Source organism: Xenorhabdus szentirmaii DSM 16338, assembly GCF_002632585.1.
GTDB lineage: Bacteria > Pseudomonadota > Gammaproteobacteria > Enterobacterales > Enterobacteriaceae > Xenorhabdus > Xenorhabdus szentirmaii.
The window spans coordinates 1,845,186-1,863,144 of sequence record NZ_NIBV01000001.1 but is presented as its reverse complement, the minus strand read 5'-3'; the positions used below and the strand labels follow the sequence as shown (position 1 = coordinate 1,863,144).

18 protein-coding genes are annotated in these 17,959 nt (G+C 41.2%); 16 read left to right on the top strand and 2 right to left on the bottom strand.

Features of this window, described 5'->3' with window-relative positions; genetic code table 11:
• Positions 1-654 precede the first annotated feature (654 nt).
• Both Xsze_RS08470 and Xsze_RS08465 read left to right on the top strand, forming a co-directional pair.
• Positions 655-2,517, top strand: coding sequence for an FAD/NAD(P)-binding protein (locus tag Xsze_RS08470; protein ID WP_038236165.1), 1,863 nt, complete (start codon positions 655-657; stop codon positions 2,515-2,517).
• 250 nt (positions 2,518-2,767) lie between these two features.
• Positions 2,768-2,965 (top strand): tautomerase family protein, encoded by a 198-nt coding sequence (locus tag Xsze_RS08465; protein ID WP_038236167.1) that lies wholly within the window; start codon positions 2,768-2,770, stop codon positions 2,963-2,965.
• A gap of 120 nt (positions 2,966-3,085) precedes the next feature.
• Here the strand turns inward: Xsze_RS08465 and Xsze_RS22120 are convergent, their stop codons facing one another.
• The gene (locus Xsze_RS22120; RefSeq protein WP_156935875.1) at positions 3,086-3,247 is read right to left on the bottom strand and encodes a hypothetical protein; all 162 of its coding nucleotides are present in this window, start codon (positions 3,245-3,247) and stop codon (positions 3,086-3,088) included.
• A gap of 113 nt (positions 3,248-3,360) precedes the next feature.
• Between Xsze_RS22120 and Xsze_RS22115 the strand changes: the two genes are divergently transcribed.
• The 7 genes from Xsze_RS22115 (at position 3,361) to Xsze_RS08435 (ending at position 8,708) form a co-directional block, all read left to right on the top strand.
• The gene (locus Xsze_RS22115; RefSeq protein WP_156935876.1) at positions 3,361-3,504 is read left to right on the top strand and encodes a hypothetical protein; all 144 of its coding nucleotides are present in this window, start codon (positions 3,361-3,363) and stop codon (positions 3,502-3,504) included.
• A 77-nt stretch (positions 3,505-3,581) separates the two neighbouring features.
• A complete protein-coding gene (locus Xsze_RS08460; protein ID WP_084616180.1) occupies positions 3,582-5,117 on the top strand; it encodes an amino acid adenylation domain-containing protein in 1,536 nt (511 codons plus the stop codon).
• A 9-nt stretch (positions 5,118-5,126) separates the two neighbouring features.
• Positions 5,127-5,372 carry a phosphopantetheine-binding protein gene (locus tag Xsze_RS08455; protein WP_051462333.1) on the top strand — a complete coding sequence of 82 codons (246 nt, stop codon included), beginning with the start codon at positions 5,127-5,129 and terminating at the stop codon, positions 5,370-5,372.
• Positions 5,373-5,428: 56 nt separating this feature from the next.
• Positions 5,429-6,376, top strand: a complete 948-nt coding sequence (locus Xsze_RS08450; RefSeq protein WP_038236168.1) for a chlorinating enzyme — start codon at positions 5,429-5,431, stop codon at positions 6,374-6,376.
• A gap of 11 nt (positions 6,377-6,387) precedes the next feature.
• Positions 6,388-7,068: an alanyl-tRNA editing protein gene (locus Xsze_RS08445; protein ID WP_038236169.1), complete on the top strand. Its 681-nt coding sequence runs from the start codon at positions 6,388-6,390 to the stop codon at positions 7,066-7,068.
• Positions 7,061-7,978 carry a DMT family transporter gene (locus Xsze_RS08440; RefSeq protein ID WP_038236171.1) on the top strand — a complete coding sequence of 306 codons (918 nt, stop codon included), beginning with the start codon at positions 7,061-7,063 and terminating at the stop codon, positions 7,976-7,978. The genes Xsze_RS08445 and Xsze_RS08440 overlap by 8 nt, the downstream gene beginning before the upstream one ends.
• The gene (locus tag Xsze_RS08435; RefSeq protein ID WP_038236173.1) at positions 7,971-8,708 is read left to right on the top strand and encodes a thioesterase II family protein; all 738 of its coding nucleotides are present in this window, start codon (positions 7,971-7,973) and stop codon (positions 8,706-8,708) included. The genes Xsze_RS08440 and Xsze_RS08435 overlap by 8 nt, the downstream gene beginning before the upstream one ends.
• Positions 8,709-8,748: 40 nt before the next feature.
• On the opposite strand, the gene Xsze_RS08430 is transcribed toward Xsze_RS08435, so the two are convergent.
• Complete coding sequence (locus tag Xsze_RS08430; RefSeq protein WP_167331000.1) at positions 8,749-9,318, bottom strand: helix-turn-helix domain-containing protein; 570 nt, start codon at positions 9,316-9,318, stop codon at positions 8,749-8,751.
• A 790-nt stretch (positions 9,319-10,108) separates the two neighbouring features.
• Here Xsze_RS08430 and Xsze_RS08425 point away from each other — a divergent pair.
• From Xsze_RS08425 to Xsze_RS08395, 7 genes are all read left to right on the top strand, one after another.
• Positions 10,109-10,816: a hypothetical protein gene (locus Xsze_RS08425; RefSeq protein ID WP_038236262.1), complete on the top strand. Its 708-nt coding sequence runs from the start codon at positions 10,109-10,111 to the stop codon at positions 10,814-10,816.
• Positions 10,817-10,872: 56 nt separating this feature from the next.
• A complete protein-coding gene (locus tag Xsze_RS08420; RefSeq protein WP_038236175.1) occupies positions 10,873-12,054 on the top strand; it encodes a cysteine desulfurase family protein in 1,182 nt (393 codons plus the stop codon).
• A 21-nt stretch (positions 12,055-12,075) separates the two neighbouring features.
• Entirely contained in the window at positions 12,076-13,248 is a 1,173-nt protein-coding gene (locus Xsze_RS08415) for an MFS transporter (protein WP_038236177.1), read from the top strand.
• 307 nt (positions 13,249-13,555) lie between these two features.
• Entirely contained in the window at positions 13,556-13,903 is a 348-nt protein-coding gene (locus Xsze_RS08410; protein WP_038236179.1) for a YacC family pilotin-like protein, read from the top strand.
• Positions 13,904-14,012: 109 nt separating this feature from the next.
• Positions 14,013-14,876, top strand: coding sequence for a polyamine aminopropyltransferase (speE, locus tag Xsze_RS08405; RefSeq protein ID WP_038236181.1), 864 nt, complete (start codon positions 14,013-14,015; stop codon positions 14,874-14,876).
• 28 nt (positions 14,877-14,904) lie between these two features.
• A complete protein-coding gene (gene speD / locus Xsze_RS08400) occupies positions 14,905-15,699 on the top strand; it encodes an adenosylmethionine decarboxylase (RefSeq protein ID WP_038236184.1) in 795 nt (264 codons plus the stop codon).
• Positions 15,700-16,607: 908 nt separating this feature from the next.
• Positions 16,608-17,279, top strand: a complete 672-nt coding sequence (locus Xsze_RS08395; protein ID WP_244590065.1) for a response regulator transcription factor — start codon at positions 16,608-16,610, stop codon at positions 17,277-17,279.
• The last annotated feature ends 680 nt before the right edge of the window (positions 17,280-17,959 follow it).

Here is a 17,959-nt window from a genome sequence, read left to right as displayed (position 1 = left end):
TTACTTATTTTTAATAAAATTATTAATTATACCGCCATGGATCATTTTTATAAAATAATTAATTATACCGCCATGGATCATTTTTATAAAATAATTAAAAAATCAGAACAAAATCGGTATCTATCTAGTAATTTCAAGGTAAAAAAATATTTAATAAAATAATTAATTAATCATTTAAATTAAATTGTAATTATAACTTAAGGTTAGTTTTTATATCGGATGTTTTTTATTGACATGTCGATGCAAATAATTATTATTTAATCCAAATCATAATTTGATAGCTAACTTTAGTCATTAAAAGTAAACAAGGTCACAATAAATTGAATAAATTGCCTTCTTTAAAAGATATCTCCCCGCCACTGATTATGGTTGATGAACCTGCATTAAGTTTTGAACAAACCTCATCTGCTTCTGGCTTTAATTACGCCCGCTATATTTTATGTGTATTATCATTTTTAACATTCATATATAAAAGGACAGGCACTTTAAAATATCTTTATTTCACAACCACTTTTATTTTTCATAAACCAACCTAAATGATGATGAATCTTTTTATCGTACTGGCTGTTCGATAACAGGATTATTTATCTCTGATGATATATAAACATTAACTCTTTATAAGAAAAAGTAATATTATATTTTTCGAGGAAAATCATGTCTGATAAAAAACTTGCCATTATTGGATTAGGTCCAAGAGGATTAAATATTTTAGAGCGCATTATCACGCTTCACCAAAAATATCTCGAAAATGAAAATATTGAAATCATCTTAATTGAACCCAATCATATCGGCACTGGCGTTCATGACATAGAACAACCTGAACACTTGTTGGTGAATACCGTCGCCTGTCAAATAACGATGTTTGGTGATCATACAATCACCCCCGCTGAACCGATGATTTTAGGGCCCAGTTTTTATGATTGGGTTCAGGAACAGGGATACCGTCATGTTGACGGGCGTTATTTAAAAGTAAAGGATAAAGGCACACCGATAGCGCCCAATGATTATTTGCCCCGCGCCCTATTAGGAAAATACCTTTCCTGGACATATCATTACCTTGTAACACATTGTAATAAAAACATAAAAATAACGCATTCCAAAAGCAAAGTGACCAATTTAACGCTAAAAAAAGATAAGAAAATAAAAATTGATCTGGAAAGTGGTTCTGAGCTGGTTGCTGATTTTGTATTTTTAACCACTGGACATGGCAAGAATTTGCCTTCAATGAAAGATTATCAAATTAAACAATTTGTGAATTCAGCTCGTTCTAAAAACCCCAAATTAAACTATATCGATAAGCCTTACCCTATCACTAAATTAACCGGAATCTCATCTGAAGCCCGAGTATTAATACAAGGGATTGGCTTAACTGCATATGATGTTATTTCTCACTTGACGCAAGGAAGAAACGGACAGTTTTATCAAGAAAATGGAAATCATATGTATAAGCCCAGCGGTGATGAACCCTCCATTTTCATTCACTCAAGAGAGGTCCTTCCTTTTAGTGGGCGTGCCCTTAATCAAAAAGGCGTCGGGGGACAATACCAGCCTTCCTTTTTTACAGACCAAGCCATAAAGAGAATAAAAACAGATAATCTTAAAAATGGGCAAATAAAAATAGATTTTGAAAAACAGCTCTTTCCTTTGTTGTTCAAAGAGATGTGTTATGTTTATAGAAGCACGCTGGAAGGTCACTGGTTAGACGTTGATTCTTATGAAATAAGTGCCGAAGACGAAAAATATATCAAGTATTTATTTTCGCCCAATAAGGGAAAAACATTTTCATCATTGAGCGGTTACACCTCTTGGTTTCTTAATTACTTAAATGAAGATATCAAAGAAGCAGAAAAAGGCAATGTCAAGGGAGCCGTTAAGGCGGCAACAGATGTCATCAGAGACATAAGAGATATTTTACGGGATGCCATAGATTTCGGTGGGTTATTGCCTGAATCACATAAACACTTTATTGAACATTATTGCCCTATCATGAACAGAATTGCGGTTGGGCCACCAAAAGAAAGAAATCAGCAGTTGATGTCATTGATGGAATCAGGGGTGATAAAATTAGCTGGCGGGCCTTCTTCTCAAATTATATTAAATGAACAAGAAGGTTGTTTTGAGATTCATACACAATTCGAAAAAGAAGTGAGCATTATAAAGGCTGATGTACTTATCAAGGCCAGACTGGATGGTTTTTCACCCTGCTCTGATGATTCCGCTTTAATATATAATTTAAATAACCAAGGCATGATCCGACCATTCATAAATGGAAATTACCATTGCGGCGGTATCGATATTGATAATAAAATGCATCCGATTACACAAAATGGTACAAGCATAGACAATATCTGGGCTTTGGGTAATATTGCCGAAGGGCCTAATTTCTATACTTATGTATTGCCAAGGCCTTTTGTGAACTCACGAGCAATCAGGGATGCCGGTAATATTGTTATTGAAATGTATGGAAAAATAAAGGAATCCATTGCTCATGAATATGAAGAATATGCAAGTGCATAAATATTTATCAATGTAAGATGGGGATGTCAGATTTTAATATTTATGGGTATCTCGTCAGAAAGCATTGGCTATGTTCATGCAATTAGATTTATTGAATTATATTCACAATGATTAATTCAATGCGAAACCATGTATTGAAAATTATTATAAGCGTTGCTATTGTGGTTTCCAGAATTTAAAAACACGGTTTTTCCCAACATCAATAGCTATTTTTATATCATGAAATTAACTTAAAAACGGAGATAATGCCATGCCATACGTTAATATAAAAATAACCAATGAAGGTGTCACCGCTGAACAGAAGAAAAGATTAATGGAAGGTGCAACACAGCTATTAGTGGATGTTTTAAATAAAAACCCTAAGACAACAATTGTTGTCATTGATGAAGTCGAAACAGATAACTGGGGGATCGGTGGCGTTCCCGTAACAGAATTGAGAAAAAAATAATATAAATTTTTCCTCTTATTAAAGATTTGAATTCATATCAGTCACATGGCCAGCCATGTGACTATTTTTTATCATTGAGCGACATTGTTCAAATTCTCTCAAGCATTCAATTCCGAGTATTCAATTCAAAGTATTCAATCCCAACATTCTGTCGCGCCGTTTGATAGTCCTGACCACACCAAGTTGATTATTGAACAGCACCCTGCCTTGCCGATAACAAACTGTACACAATAATATCGCCCATCCCGGATGATTAACCGATCTTCCAGCGACTCCACGCATGCTTTTTTCCTCATTTTTATCTAGACAAACAATTAATATTTGTTTAATAAATAAAAAACATTTGTTCGTTTTTATGGTCTAATGTGGTTTTATAGAGAACAGCGGAGCCTGATATGAGAAAAATGCCGTCAGCGACACAAGGGTCACTTAGCCGACTGAACCTTATCCTGACAACGCCAGCTCAGTTGCCCGCACGCATTGCTGTCAGCGATGTACATCAAGAAATTGCCCTATTTTTTGATTGGACAAATCATTAACATTGACTTAATAAATAAAAAAACACTTGTTCGTTTTGAGTGTCTAATGCGATCTTATAGAGAACAATGGAACTGATATGAGAGAAATACAGTCAGCTATACAAGGTTCACTTACCCAGCTACACCTTTTCCTAATGGCAGCAGAGCGGTTTCCCACACGCATCGCTGTTAGCGATGCACATCAAGAGATTAGTTATCGTAAGCTCAAAGAGTGGATAATGAGAATTGCTCAGGCCTTACATAACGCTGGGGCCCGTTCGGGTGACAGGATCGCAGTCATGTTGCCTCCCAAAGCTGAACTCATCGCTTCCCTGCTGGCAATTCAATATATTGGCGCGGCTTATATTCCTCTGGATCGTAATGCCCCCAAAGAGCGAAACAGTCTGATTCTGGATGATGCCCGACCAAAACTTATCATTAATGAAAACGGGACCTCCTCCTTTCCTGATTGTCCCGCCAGTGATATTCACCAAATGCTGGACACGCCTGCCACAGAGTTTCTTAACGCCGCCTTGCCTGATGGAGTGGCCTACATAATTTATACTTCAGGAACCACCGGGCGCCCGAAAGGGGTTCCCATTACTCATGCCAATCTGCGTGCATTATTCCTGGCAACAGAATCCCTCTTTCGTTTTAACGAACACGACGCAACTTTGCTGTACCACTCTTACGCTTTCGATTTCTCTGTTTGGGAAATCTGGTCCGTGTTGGCTTATGGAGGCAGGCTGGTTATTCCCGATGATGAAACCCGCTTGATGCCGGCAAAACTTACACAGTTGATTCATGACCGGAACATTACTTTGCTTAACCAAACACCAAGCGCTTTCTCTGTTAATGCCCACTGGCTTTGTCGCTTTCCGGCAGAAATGCTATCACTGCGCTTCATTATTTTCGGTGGTGAGCGGCTTAACTTCCAAACGCTGACGCAATGGCAGAAATATTTCGGGCTGACATCCCCGCGTCTGGTCAATATGTACGGCATCACGGAAACAACCGTGCATTCCAGCTGGCATATCATTAATGAAAACGATCTCAAACAAGCCGAATCTGTTATCGGCCGGCTACTGCCCGGATTTCGTTATCTTATCCGTCCGCTCGACAAGGACAACGGGCAGAAAGAAAGTGGGGAACTACTGCTTTCCGGTCCGCAAGTGACCCCCGGGTATTTGAATCAGGACAATGAAGCCAACGGAAAATTTGTCCGTCATGAAAGCGACAACGTCTTTTACCGCTATTACTGCACTGGTGATATCGTGCGACATAATGCCGCCGGCAAACTGGTCTACCTGGGCCGCTGCGATCAGCAGGTCAAGATAAACGGTTACCGTATCGAAACCGGCGAAATCGAATCTATCCTCGCCCGACATGAAGCCATCAGTGATATCTCTGTTATCGCCTCACATTCTGTAACGCATGGTCATCATCTGGTTTGTTGTTTCACCTCTCCCGATAAACTCGATAAAGAGAAAAATGTTATTGAGCAGCTCAGAGAGTTGGCGAAAGAAACCTTACCGGTTTATATGCGTCCCATGCGTTACCGTAGGCTCGACATTATGCCAAAAACGATTAATGGAAAGATTGATAAACAAAACCTCAGACTTTCACTGGAGTGAATCACAATCATGACAAGTACTAATAATTACACGAAAGAAGAGATAAAAGCACAAGCATTAAAAGAATATATCTCGTGGATGGAATCCCTATTAGAAAGACCGGTTGCCGCCGGTGATAACTTTCTTGATGTCGGCGGGCATTCCATGATCGCCATTTCGCTTAATGAACGTATTCAGAATCAATATGGTCTGACGCTCTCAATGGAGCGACTCTATAACGCTACCCTGACCGAAGCATTCATTGCCGCCCATTAATTTGTGCACAGTAAATTTTGTGCACGATAAAGTTTATCCACAATAAGGGTTTCATCATGACAAAAGAAATTCATCTGACTGAACAGCAATTAGCAAGTTTTCATCAAAATGGTTATATCGGCCCCATCACCATTTATTCTCCGGAAGAGATGGCGGAAATGTGGAATAAGATCCGCAGAAAATTACCTGATCGCACCCATGCTGCATACCCTTCAGACTCCTATGGTGCAGCAACCAATATCTCGAATTACGATCGTCATCTGGATATTCAGCTACTCAGCCAGCACATCACTAACCCGCGTGTTGTCGCTCCGGTTTCCGATATTCTTGGTGATGACGTTCTGTGCTGGCGCACGGAGTTCTTCCCCAAATATCCCGGAGATGAAGGAACTGACTGGCATCAGGCCGACACGTTCGCCAACGCCAGTGGCAAACCGCAAATCTTGTGGCCTGGTGAAACAGAAGAGACATTCGGCAAGGGCACATTGACCGTCTGGACGGCGTTTACTGATGCCACCATCGAAAATGGCTGTCTGGAAATCATCCCCGGCACGCACAACAAAATGAATTACGATGAAAAAAAATCGATGGCGTATCAGAGTGACATTATCAACAAAATAGACAAGGGCGGTAAGAGCCGCGGCTTTTTTGGCTATGACTACCGGGATCTGCAAATCGATCCAAACTGGAAGCCGGATGAGAGTCAGTCAGTTCCCTTAGAAATGAAAGCGGGACAGTGCGTCATTTTTTGGTCAACGCTGATGCATGCCTCCTACCCCAATATATCCGATAAGCTTTACCGAATGGGGTTTGCTACCCGTTACGCACCCAGTTATGTCGATATCTACCCCAACACCGATCATGTATATGAGTATGGCGGAAACATTCCGCTGGATAAATTCGGCTGTGTCATTGTGGCAGGTCAGAGCCGTAACACCAACAACCGGATAGCCTCGCATAACCTGCTCGGTCATCCCTTTGCCACCTTGTCGTCCCAGCTATAGGAAAGTTTACGATGCGTCAGATCCAGCATTACCTAGAGGATACATATCATTTCAACGCAATAAGCGATGTTATCGCCCACGGCGCCGATGAATGGGGGCAATGGATTGCCCTGAGGGAAAATATCTTTCACCCCCAGGGAGGCGGGCAACCCGCAGACCGCGGTTGGGTTAACGATATCCCTGTCACCGTCAGAAAACAGGAGTCAGGCTTGGTGGCACTCTATCCGGTATCTCCTTTTTCTCTGTCCGGGGAAACCAAAGTCATCTCAGTTCTTTCAAAGGATGATCGTACCCACCATGCTGCGTTGCACACGGCGGGCCATTTGTTGAACTGGGAGATGCGCCGTTTCGGTTGGATGGCTATACGCGGCCATCATTTTCCCGGCGAGTCACGCGTTGAATTCACCGCCTCTGACTCTTCCGCCGTGCAGCCTGATCGCTTGCAGCCGGAGGAAATCGAAGAAATTATCCGTACTCGGTTATGCAATGGCGCATCGATAACGACTTGGTATGAAGATGGGATACGGCTGTGCCTGATCGAAGGAACTGAACCAATGCCTTGCGCAGGAACGCACACCGACAATCTCAGCAAAATCAGCATGTTTTCTATTAAAGCGATCAAGTTTAAAAAAGGTACGCTACGCATCAGCTACGATGCTGAGCATATTGCATTAAAGGATACCCATGTCTAACGATACACTATCACTGTCACGCGGCCGCCTCTGGATGCTGGATATAGGATTACTCACTGTTGCCCTCTCCTGGGGGGCAAGTTATTCCCTGATGCAGCTGATTATCCATGCGGGTGTCACTGTGCCGCTGTTTTTGATGCTGCGCTTTGCGTTGGCCGTTCCCTTTATGTTCCTCGGCACGCGCATACGCTTGCGTAATATCACGCGTGGTGAAATCGTTAACGGGCTGATTTTTGGTATATTGCTGTATGCAATCCTGACATTTGAAACGCTGGGGGTAAAATACACTTCCGCGGCCAATGCCGGTTTCCTTATCGCACTGTCCGTGGTTCTGGTTCCCTTTTTCGAGCGCGTGCTGGGCAAACGCAAGCAAAGTAAATTCGTGTACTTTACCTGTTTCCTTTCCCTGTTCGGGGGAGGATTGCTGAGTTTTTCCGCGAGCGGCAGCATCGGGTTCAACTTCGGTGACAGCCTGATTTTGCTTGCCGCCCTGATCCGTGGTTTCCAGATTTTTATGTTCGGTAGACAAACTGCCGGCAAGCCCTACTCATTAATAAACATCACGCTGATCGAATTGGTCACCGTCGCGGTGCTGGGGCTGGCATCCGTTATCGTCATCGAGCCCGGCGCCCTGCGATATATTCCCGAGATATCACCCGCCGTCTGGGGATATATTCTCTTTCTCAGTTTGCTGGCAACAGCATTCGCATTTCTGATGCAACTGTATGCCGCCAAGACGACCAGCCCGACCCGGGTTGGCCTTATTTTGTCGCTGGAACCCGCTTTTGCCGCCATGTTTGCCGTGACGATTATGGGAGAGACACTCGGTATTCTGCAAGGAATGGGAGGGTTAATCATTGTATGTGCCGCCCTAATGGGACGTATAGTCGAAGGAAAGCGTTATGAATAATCTCCCCCACTTGGCAATGTTTCATCATGCAGGCGGGAATGCGGCGGCATTGAGCCATCTGGCGAAAACGTTCGCGTCTGATTTCGACGTCATCCAGTTTGAGATGCCCGGCCGCGGACGCCGCCGCCGGGAGCCGCTGGTCAATGATGCCGCACAGATCGTGGATGACTTTGCTGCTCTGCTGCCCCCCCGGGAACCCATCATTTTTCTCGGGCACAGTCTGGGCGCCTACATTGCCTATTTGATGGCAGCATATTGCCGAGCCAGCGAGCCGGCACGGCAAATCATGCTTGTCGTGGTAGCCAACCATCCCATTCATTGCCGGCAACAATTTTCTTTTCTGGACTCTGCGCAGGGTCCCAGTGAGCAACTCGTCCGCTTTGCTTCGCAACTGGGTCAGTTGCCTGACTGGCTACAGCAAGAGCCACTGCTGCTGGAGCAATTTTTGCACGTTCTGGCCGCCGACCTGCGGGTTGCCAACTCCATCAGCCCGTCAGATACCGCACCACTCAGAGATATTCCACTTTTGGCAATACATTCAACAGAAGACCCGCTGTTGCAGGAACCCCCCTGGCGCTGGCAGGAATGTACCCAGCAAGTTTTCGAACTGGTGAGTATATCCGGCGGGCACTTTATTTCCGCACAGCAAGGGGAAAAAATTCGGGAAGCCACACTCCACTTTATTCAGAAATATAACCTGTTCAAAGATAATTTACGGCGGCAAGGGTAAATATGTTGGCAAATTAAGGGGAAGCCGCCCCCTTCTTTTATTACCCGTGCGTAGTATAGGACATAATGACCGTCGCACTCACTGCGCTATCGGCACATATATAGGCATGTTTCACATCACCGGAAAAAGCATAGAAATCCCCAGCTTGTAAAACAATACTCCTGTCATCAGAAATGCGCAGAATTAACGAACCAAGATGGACGATAACATGCTCGTGAGTACCAAAAATATGCGCCGGGCTATTAATGATGACGCCGGGTTTCATTTGCAGATGCCATATTTCTGTAATATTCCCCTGACCAATACGGAACTTCATCACTTGGGAATAATCGCCATCATAACCGGAATTTTTTTCCAGATAGGGATAGCGCTCATTATTGCTGCCAAGGAGATCACCTAACGGAAGCCGCAATGCGTTGGCGATTGCATCGAGAGTATCGACCCGTGGGTTAGAACCTCCGGATTCTAGTTTGGAAAGCGCAGCCTTGGAAACACCGGATAGTCTGGAAAGTTCATTCAGCGAAAGGTTCCTCGCTATCCGCAACTGCTTTACATTATTACCGATATTCATGTAAGTCTTTTTTAGTCTATCATGCTGATCGTCACTCATCATCGGCTCATCATTATCAGGAAAGATATTGTATATTTTAACAGTCAGGGAGATAAATATCTGCAAAAGATGGATGGAAAACATTATTTGTTGTTATCAAATTGATTTATAATGACAAATTAATTCAACACACTAATAATCTGCTATCCCACTGCCTGATCATGCAGATATACACTGTAAAAATGGGTTCCATAAAATGGCAGGATAAAACGATGGCTCATATAACAATCCTAGGTTCCCCTGATACATGCAATTTCCGGAAATAAGTCCTGCCACTAATTAATACAACATCAATTATCCTATTGCCAGGGATGCACAACATCGCCCACCTGCCTGAATCTTAATAATTCAGCAATTCAAGATACTTATCCAATGAACTATTCTGCCTATGACACCTCTGCCCATGACACCAAGGTAGTGATCGTTTAAATGAGTCAAAATGATAAATAATTTTAATTATTAATGGTATGGAATAAATTTATTCGGTAAGGATACTCATTTAAATTAGCTTCAGGGATAACCTCTGACGACCGATATTATCCCCTGAGTTTACCTTAAGAATAAGGTACAAAAAAATCATCTATAAACTCACTAAATCAACCAAAGTTGGGCATTGCGACAATTTGCAGGATACTAAGTTCCATCAAAAAATCAGAGATATTTATTTAAATATAATATTTTGATCTAAGTTATATTTTAAAAGCAGCTGGATTGTTTGATGGATTTGCCGGGTGTAATTTTCATAAGCATTCGTTAACAATAATACCTAACGGAAGAGAGATTGATGAAAATGTGTCAGCAAGAAACCAACACCAGCATACTGGCAGGAAATTCACGGGTCTATCTCAACCAAGATGATCAAATCGTTGTCGAAGCACAGTTAAAAGCCTTTGAAGCTGCTCTCATGCTCGCCAAAAAGATCCAAAACAAATGCGGCCAAATACCAAGAATATCTATCGCGTTTGACCACCGTGGGATCTTTCGCCTCCAATTTTTAGCCGATGACCTCACGAATTCTCAAAAGCGAAACCCTCGCCTAAACCAGCTTCATGCCTCGATTGTCAGTGTGTTCTTACCTATCGCGGAAAAGCATCAAATTCCACTCAGTGAAATACGCGTCATCCATGAAGATTCAGCAAGGCAACACCTCGTCCATATCCTTGCCTCTGAAGAAATCCCCGAAATGCTCAAACAGCGAATGGTGTCTGACACCAATACGGATACCAAACCATCAATATCTGATGTTGCACATGAAGAACCAACACAAAAACTGACCTGTGCGGCCATTACGAAAGAATACTTTGAGAAAGCAGCCGGTGATAATAAAAGCACAGATAATCTTCTGGAGGTCTTTTTTGAGGATTGTGTCTGGTCGAGAGCGCTGGCTTATGTTCGTGGGCTTCAACTCAGCCATATGTTGGGGGTTTCTACTTCTATTCGCCTCAATCTTGTCAGTGAAACCGGCGAAGTTAGCCAGGGTGATATCACCGCTGCCTGATTTACCATCAAAATAATAACAATAAGTCTCATCTTTGTTTTTTAAGGAAAATAATGATGTACAAACTATCCCGGCCAATATATTTGGATAACAATGCAACAACGGCATTAGATCCTGAAGTCCTGCAATCTATGATGCCTTATCTGACACATGATTATGGAAACGCTTCCAGTGTTAGCCATGCCTTTGGCTGGAAAGCCCTGGAAGCCGTTAATCGGGCAAGGAAATTGATATCAACAGCAATAAATGCAACCAGTCCTTCTGATATTATCTTTACATCAGGTGCAACAGAATCCATTAATCTTGCAATTACAACCCTTCAGCATAAGAACAAAAAGGGTCATGTCATTACATCAATGATTGAACATAAAGCTGTTCTTGATAGTTGCGCCAAACTGGAGTCAATGGGAATAGAGGTGACTTATTTACAACCACAAAATGATGGCGTTATATCCCCTGACTCAATATATCGCGCATTGAGAGATAATACTTATCTTGTCTCCATTATGACGGCGAATAATGAAATTGGCTCAATACAAAAAATTGAAGAAATAGGCGCGATTTGTAAAGAACGCGATATTATTTTTCATACTGATGCTACACAGGCCCTCGGAAAAATAGAATTTGATGTGCAACGAATGAATATTAGTCTCGCCTCTTTTTCCGCACACAAAATATATGGTCCCAAAGGAGTTGGAGCGCTTTATATTAATTCATCCGATAAAAATATGCACCTATCCCCCCTTATTGTCGGAGGCGGGCATGAACGGGGCTTGCGTTCCGGCACACTGAATGTTCCGGGAATTGTCGGATTTGCTCGTGCTGTTGAACTTTCTATGAATAGCTTAACAAGTGAGTCACAAAGATTAAGCAGCTTAAGGAACTTGCTCAGACAATATATTATTGAAAATGTAGATGATATTCGGGTAAACAGCCACATGACCGAATGTCTTCCGGGATTGCTGAATGTCTCATTTGAAAGAATAGATGCAGACTCGCTTTTGCTCGAACTCTCTGACATTGCGCTCTCCTCGGGATCGGCTTGTACATCGGCGAAACGGGCACCTTCACATGTCCTGAAAGCCATCGGCGTCAGTGACGAACAAGCTCAGGCCAGCGTGCGTTTCGGATTGGGCCGGTTTAATAATGAAGACGAAATACAACATGTTTGTCTCCGTTTGAAAGAAGCCGTGAGTAAACTGAGATCGATGGTACCAAAGTCATTCAGCTCTCAATGATTTGGAGATGGAGTTTAATTCATGCGAACAATGTCAGCACTTTTTCTCTTATTTGGAACCATGTTTACTGCGGGAGGGTATGGCGCGACCTTCCTGATCTCAGAATATTTTCGTTCACATGGCGGAAGCGACATTGACACAGGGACAACACTGAGTGTGGCTTTAGCCGGCACGCTGATTGGGGTCCCTTTGGTCGGGTGGTTTGCCGGAAAACTGGAAGCGTCACGCTTTGCCGCTCTCGCCGCATTGTCAATGTCCCTTGGCTACTTTCTTTTTAGTGGCTCTGGCAGTGAGCTGAATTACACTCCACGCATTGCGGCTTTCTTAATTGGACTTGGCTGGGGAATGTTCTATATCAGTGGGCCCATGGCCTTGTCCGAACGTATTTCAGATGCAGATAGGGGGCACTGGTTTACTCGTTTCAGCGCTTTTCAAATGGCTGGAATTTGTGGTAGCCCGATTATTCTTACCCTCGCCGTTGAGCAGGGTAACGTCCCTATCTTAAGCGCATTTTTCCTTGTTGGCATTGCAGGAATTTTCGCATCACTATTTCTGGGTACTTTTGGGATTAAAGAGCCGCGTCATCAACAAGAATCATCACTAAGACCCTGGGTGAAAAAAATCACGAAAATTGCGCCAAGTAGTGCGATTCGCCCCATCATCATGGTCGGACTGGGAGGTTGTGTATTCTCTGGCATGATGTCGTTTCAGAGTTCATTAGTGGAAGGAACGGATGCAGGTGCCAGTACATTCTTTGCTGTTCATGTGGTGACTGTCGTTATATCGCGGCTTTTGTTATCGCGGTATTTATCAACAATCCCCCGCATACCGCTTGTCACAACGTTGATGTCCTCTTTAATCCTTGGCATTTTGTTCTTGCTGGGCATTCCCGTTCACTCCATATTTCAGGTTATTGCGGCCATCTTAACCGGCCTGGGGTATGGATTAGTGTACCCCGTGATCCAAACTTGGGCAGTCAATGACTCCTCCCTTGAAAACCGTCACGCGGCTCTGACTTGGTTCGTTGTCTCCTATTTTATTGGCATATTTGGATTTCCGATGATCGGGGGCTGGATCTTAGTTGAAGCGGGAAAAACCTTATTTATCATAATACTCGCAGCAATTGCTGTGCTTGAGCTGATAATGGCGTTATTTAAAACAACAAACCAATCCAAATCTATCCCGAAAATATAGATAACCATCTGTTTATAAAGTGGTGATCGAGATAAGTAAACACAGTCGACAAAACGGCAATTTGAAAGACGGCAGGTATATACCACCAATATAGGCAAGGATGCCTGACCCAACAAATATCCGGCCAGATAAACCTGCAAACGATTTAAGCTAGATTGACTATTATGTTCCAAACAATCAATTAAGTTGATTCTCCATTCCTGTAAGGTGCCCGTTTCTCCAAACATTAATAAAATAAAATTTAGCTAACAGCGATATTAGTATGTTAATTTAGTCAAAACGATAGAAAATCAGTATAATAGAAATTATGCAAAAAATTGTCTTACTTACCTACATCTTGCTTTTGTTAGGTTTATCACAACCAGCAAAAGCCTTGTCAGAAAACGAAGCTGAAGATCTTGCTGATCTGACAGCTGTTTATATCTTTTTAAAATATGATTGTGGTTATACCCAAATTCCTGATCGTGAGATCAGGCGCACAATTATCTATTTTGCCCAACGCAACAAATGGGATCTCAATAATTACGACAGTCAGTTAATGGAAGAACTGAATCAATTGGGTTACAACGATCTGAAGGGAATCAACCTGCCTCATGAGGTTAAATGCCGCTCACTGGCACGGCGTTCTCTCAGTCTACTCGCCTATGTGAAATAATTCCTATACGAAAGTATTATTATGGTCAATTTCGCGGTGCAACTGCCCCTGGAGTTGGCTATTATGTGCCCTCAATACTTGTAAATACCTTAGGGAGGGATATCAGGAGATGTCACAAAAAGAAATTTGGCATGAAACATTACATTCCAATTTCGGTCAGTATTTCACAGTTGAAAATGTGCTTTACCATGACAAAACTGAGCACCAAGACCTGATCATTTTCGAAAATACAGAACTTGGCCGCATTATGGCGCTTGATGGTGTTGTCCAAACAACAGAGCGCGATGAATTTATCTACCACGAAATGATGGCCCATGTGCCGTTATTTGCCCACGGTCAGGCCCGCAAGGTATTGATCATTGGTGGGGGTGATGGTGGAATGTTGCGTGAAGTTTGCCGTCATCATTACCTTGACAATATCACCATGGTAGAAATTGATGCCGGAGTCGTTGAATTCTGCCGCCAATATTTACCGAACCATAATGCCGGTGCCTACGATGATCCCCGCTTCAAACTGGTTATTGACGACGGCGTGAATTTTGTCAAAACCACCTCTGAAAAATTTGATGTCATCATTTCTGACTGTACTGATCCTGCCGGACCGGGTGAAAGTTTATTTACCTCCGAATTTTATGAAGGTTGCGCCCGTTGCCTCAATGAAGGGGGGGTATTCGTCGCTCAAAATGGCGTCTGTTTCCTGCAACAAGACGAAGCCATCACCAGCCACAAAAAATTAAGCCACTATTTTGCTGACAGTAGTTTCTATCAGGCCGCTGTTCCGACTTATTACGGTGGGATCATGACATTTGCATGGGCAACTCAGAACCCTGCCTTGCGTCAAGTGCCTTTGGAAACTCTGCAACAACGTTTCAACGATTCGGCCATATCATGCCGTTACTATACACCAGCTGTACATACAGGAAGTTTTGCCTTGCCGCAGTACTTGTTGAATGCACTATCTGGAAATCAATAACCACTCAGTAGCCGGGAGGTGACCTAAATTGCACAAGCTGAAATTGCACGGCTTTAACAATCTAACAAAAAGCTTGAGTTTTTGTGTTTATGATATTTGCTATGCAAAAACGAAAGCCGATCGCGACAGTTATATCGCGTACATTGATGAACAGTACAACGCGACCCGTCTCACTGAAATACTCAGTGAAACCTGTTCAATCATTGGTGCAAACATTCTTAATATCGCCCGCCAGGATTACGACCCGCAAGGTGCGAGCGTAACTATCTTAATTAGTGAAGAACCGATTGACCCCAAATTAGTGGATAATACCGAAAACCCCGGCCCACTCCCTGATTCTGTCGTTGCTCATCTGGATAAAAGCCATATCTGTGTCCATACCTATCCAGAAAGCCATCCAGATGGTGGCATATGCACTTTCAGGGCAGATATTGAAGTTTCAACCTGTGGTGTTATTTCCCCACTCAAAGCACTAAATTATCTTATTCATGAATTAGAATCTGACATTGTAACAATGGATTACCGTGTCCGTGGCTTTACCCGAGATGTTAACGGCGTAAAACATTATATCGACCACGAAATTAGTTCCATTCAGAACTATGTAACGGAAGAAATTCAATCACAATACCATATGATTGATGTGAATATTTTCAAGGAAAATCTCTTCCACACTAAAATGATGTTAAAAGAATTTGATTTGAATGAGTATCTATTTAATACCACAGCAGCAGAACTAAACGAAGCGGAGAAAAAAGAAATTACCCGTTTACTTAAAAAAGAGATACAAGAAATCTATTACGGTCGGAATTTGCCTGACCTATAAATATCCATCTTTTTTAACCTGAATGACTAGCAGACATTTTTCCTGCCAGTCATACATTCTTTACTCACCATTTCCCATTGTGTTTCAAAAAGAAGCTTCTCACTCATTACTGAAAGTACCGATACGCGTATATTTATAAAAACAGGGATTGGTCGTATAAGTGACCAGACATATCGTTGTGAAGAATAAAAACTCGGGCCATGGTTGTATATTCTATCGATAAAGATTTAGTATCTGCTTCTCAGTCACGTATTTCTGGTTTGATATCTTAGTATATTGAAATTGACACTGATAACTGCTCGTTACTGTTTTTTGCAACCTTATCACTTATCATTATCAATGCAAACCTGTACAACTTTATGAATATGCTATTATTTATGTCAGCGATAGAGTGATCAGGCGTGGATGTTGAATTTTTACTCGCCTACAGTTTTAATTCTAAAAAATCATTAACCAATGTAAATTGCTTAACTATTTGGATACTATAGATGATACTTGGCATGGCAACATCTTTACACAGTGCCATATCATCATTTTTATCTCCTGTGACCTTAATCAGTTACTTACATAGATTAATTATTGATTTAACAAATTAAAAATAATTGCTATTTTATTATTGAAGTTCTGGCCCATACTTAAGGAATAAAACCCTACCAATAATATGTATTTTAGGAAAAAGTTTCATTTTTTAGGCAGTAATAAAATTTTGATACCTTAGATGAGATATTTATGAATTATTTAACTAAAAACAATAACCCTGATATAGAGTTCACAATTAAAATAATTGAAATGGATAACAAAAAATCTTAATAAATAGAGTCATGCTGGATTTTAACAAAATTTGTTATCTTACCGACAAATTTTGTTTATACATTTGCATGAATTTTATTTTGTGAACATTATGATGCATGACTAAATTTATAATAACCATCCTACAATATACAATAAAAATGAAGATAAAAGTAACGCTCATTGACGATCATGTTATTGCCCGCTCGGGGTTTGCTCAATTATTGAGACTCGAAAATGATATTACCGTTGTTGGTCAATATAGCAGTGCCAGAGAAGCCTTACCTGATTTACTAAAAAAGAAAATTGATATCGTTATTATGGACATTTCTATGCCTAACGAAAGTGGATTACAAATAATTAACCAACTACGCCTGAAACGAGCTGATTTTAATACCATTATCATCAGTATTTACGGTACTGCCTCGCTTGTGCAAAAAGCGCTGGATTCAGGTGTCCGTGGGTATCTGACAAAATATTGCAAGCCAGAAGACCTAATGAAAGCTATCCGTTTGGTTCATCAGGGGAAAACGTTTCTTTGTACGGATGCACTCAAATCATTTCGACAAAAAACAAGTGAAATCAAAGAATTGGATATTCTCACACCACGGGAAAGACAAGTTTTTATCTTATTGGTTAACGGAAGCACTGTAAAAATGATTGCTGAACAACTTAAACTTAGCCATAACACAGTTCACGTCCACCGTGCCCGGATTTTAAAGAAATTACAATGTGATACCATTATTGATCTTGTTCATTACGCTTTTCGAAACCAAATAATTAAGAATTAACCAATAAATACACTATTCTTTCTCATCACTATCCTTATGATTATTTTATCCATTAACCCTGATGACATTATAGACAATCCGACTTAGCTTTCATAAAAACAATTAGCAAGCAATATTTTTACTCAAAGGAAGACAATAGGTTTTTATGACACTAAGTTAGTGTCATTATCTTCCTATTATTCTAAGCCGTAAAATTGGTATTCCGATGCTAATAAATAGCAATGAAACTATTACTTGTATTACTATATCCTTTATTTTCTCATTAATTTGTTCTAAACCAGATATAAAAATCGCATAAGAAACATTTATTGAGTGGTGTTATTGCATAAAACACTCTTTTCCTTAATACGCACATTTGGTTTTTCACATACCTCAATAATAAAAACACCAAGCCTTAAAAAAATATCCTTTCATCTAATGGACAAACAAAAAAAATAAATCATAAAAAATAAAAATATTTACCTCATCAATGTTAGTTCTTAATCTAAACATTATTGCACTGCAAGAATAAATACCCAGAAAAATAGATTTTATCATATGGTTCAGTATGATTTTTTATATTTTCAATAGCGCTGCATTTATTATTTTAACGCAATCTTTCTTGTTCATTTATTTATAATAAGTGAATAATATAATTAAGTTCAGCTATCAATAAATGATTTATGACCATTTTTCATGAT

Excerpts from the sequence above, each read along its gene's own strand:
- Xsze_RS08455 (WP_051462333.1), top strand. The coding sequence starts at position 5,127 with ATGACAAGTACTAATAATTACACGAAAGAAGAGATAAAAGCACAAGCA.
- Xsze_RS08415 (WP_038236177.1), top strand. The coding sequence starts at position 12,076 with ATGCGAACAATGTCAGCACTTTTTCTCTTATTTGGAACCATGTTTACT.
- Xsze_RS08450 (WP_038236168.1), top strand. The coding sequence starts at position 5,429 with ATGACAAAAGAAATTCATCTGACTGAACAGCAATTAGCAAGTTTTCAT.
- Xsze_RS22120 (WP_156935875.1), bottom strand. The coding sequence starts at position 3,247 with ATGCGTGGAGTCGCTGGAAGATCGGTTAATCATCCGGGATGGGCGATA.
- Xsze_RS08435 (WP_038236173.1), top strand. The coding sequence starts at position 7,971 with ATGAATAATCTCCCCCACTTGGCAATGTTTCATCATGCAGGCGGGAAT.
- Xsze_RS08440 (WP_038236171.1), top strand. The coding sequence starts at position 7,061 with ATGTCTAACGATACACTATCACTGTCACGCGGCCGCCTCTGGATGCTG.
- Xsze_RS08460 (WP_084616180.1), top strand. The coding sequence starts at position 3,582 with ATGAGAGAAATACAGTCAGCTATACAAGGTTCACTTACCCAGCTACAC.
- Xsze_RS08395 (WP_244590065.1), top strand. The coding sequence starts at position 16,608 with ATGACTAAATTTATAATAACCATCCTACAATATACAATAAAAATGAAG.
- Xsze_RS08410 (WP_038236179.1), top strand. The coding sequence starts at position 13,556 with ATGCAAAAAATTGTCTTACTTACCTACATCTTGCTTTTGTTAGGTTTA.
- Xsze_RS08430 (WP_167331000.1), bottom strand. The coding sequence starts at position 9,318 with ATGAGTGACGATCAGCATGATAGACTAAAAAAGACTTACATGAATATC.
- Xsze_RS08420 (WP_038236175.1), top strand. The coding sequence starts at position 10,873 with ATGTACAAACTATCCCGGCCAATATATTTGGATAACAATGCAACAACG.
- Xsze_RS08470 (WP_038236165.1), top strand. The coding sequence starts at position 655 with ATGTCTGATAAAAAACTTGCCATTATTGGATTAGGTCCAAGAGGATTA.
- Xsze_RS22115 (WP_156935876.1), top strand. The coding sequence starts at position 3,361 with ATGAGAAAAATGCCGTCAGCGACACAAGGGTCACTTAGCCGACTGAAC.
- Xsze_RS08425 (WP_038236262.1), top strand. The coding sequence starts at position 10,109 with ATGTGTCAGCAAGAAACCAACACCAGCATACTGGCAGGAAATTCACGG.
- Xsze_RS08465 (WP_038236167.1), top strand. The coding sequence starts at position 2,768 with ATGCCATACGTTAATATAAAAATAACCAATGAAGGTGTCACCGCTGAA.
- Xsze_RS08445 (WP_038236169.1), top strand. The coding sequence starts at position 6,388 with ATGCGTCAGATCCAGCATTACCTAGAGGATACATATCATTTCAACGCA.
- speE (WP_038236181.1), top strand. The coding sequence starts at position 14,013 with ATGTCACAAAAAGAAATTTGGCATGAAACATTACATTCCAATTTCGGT.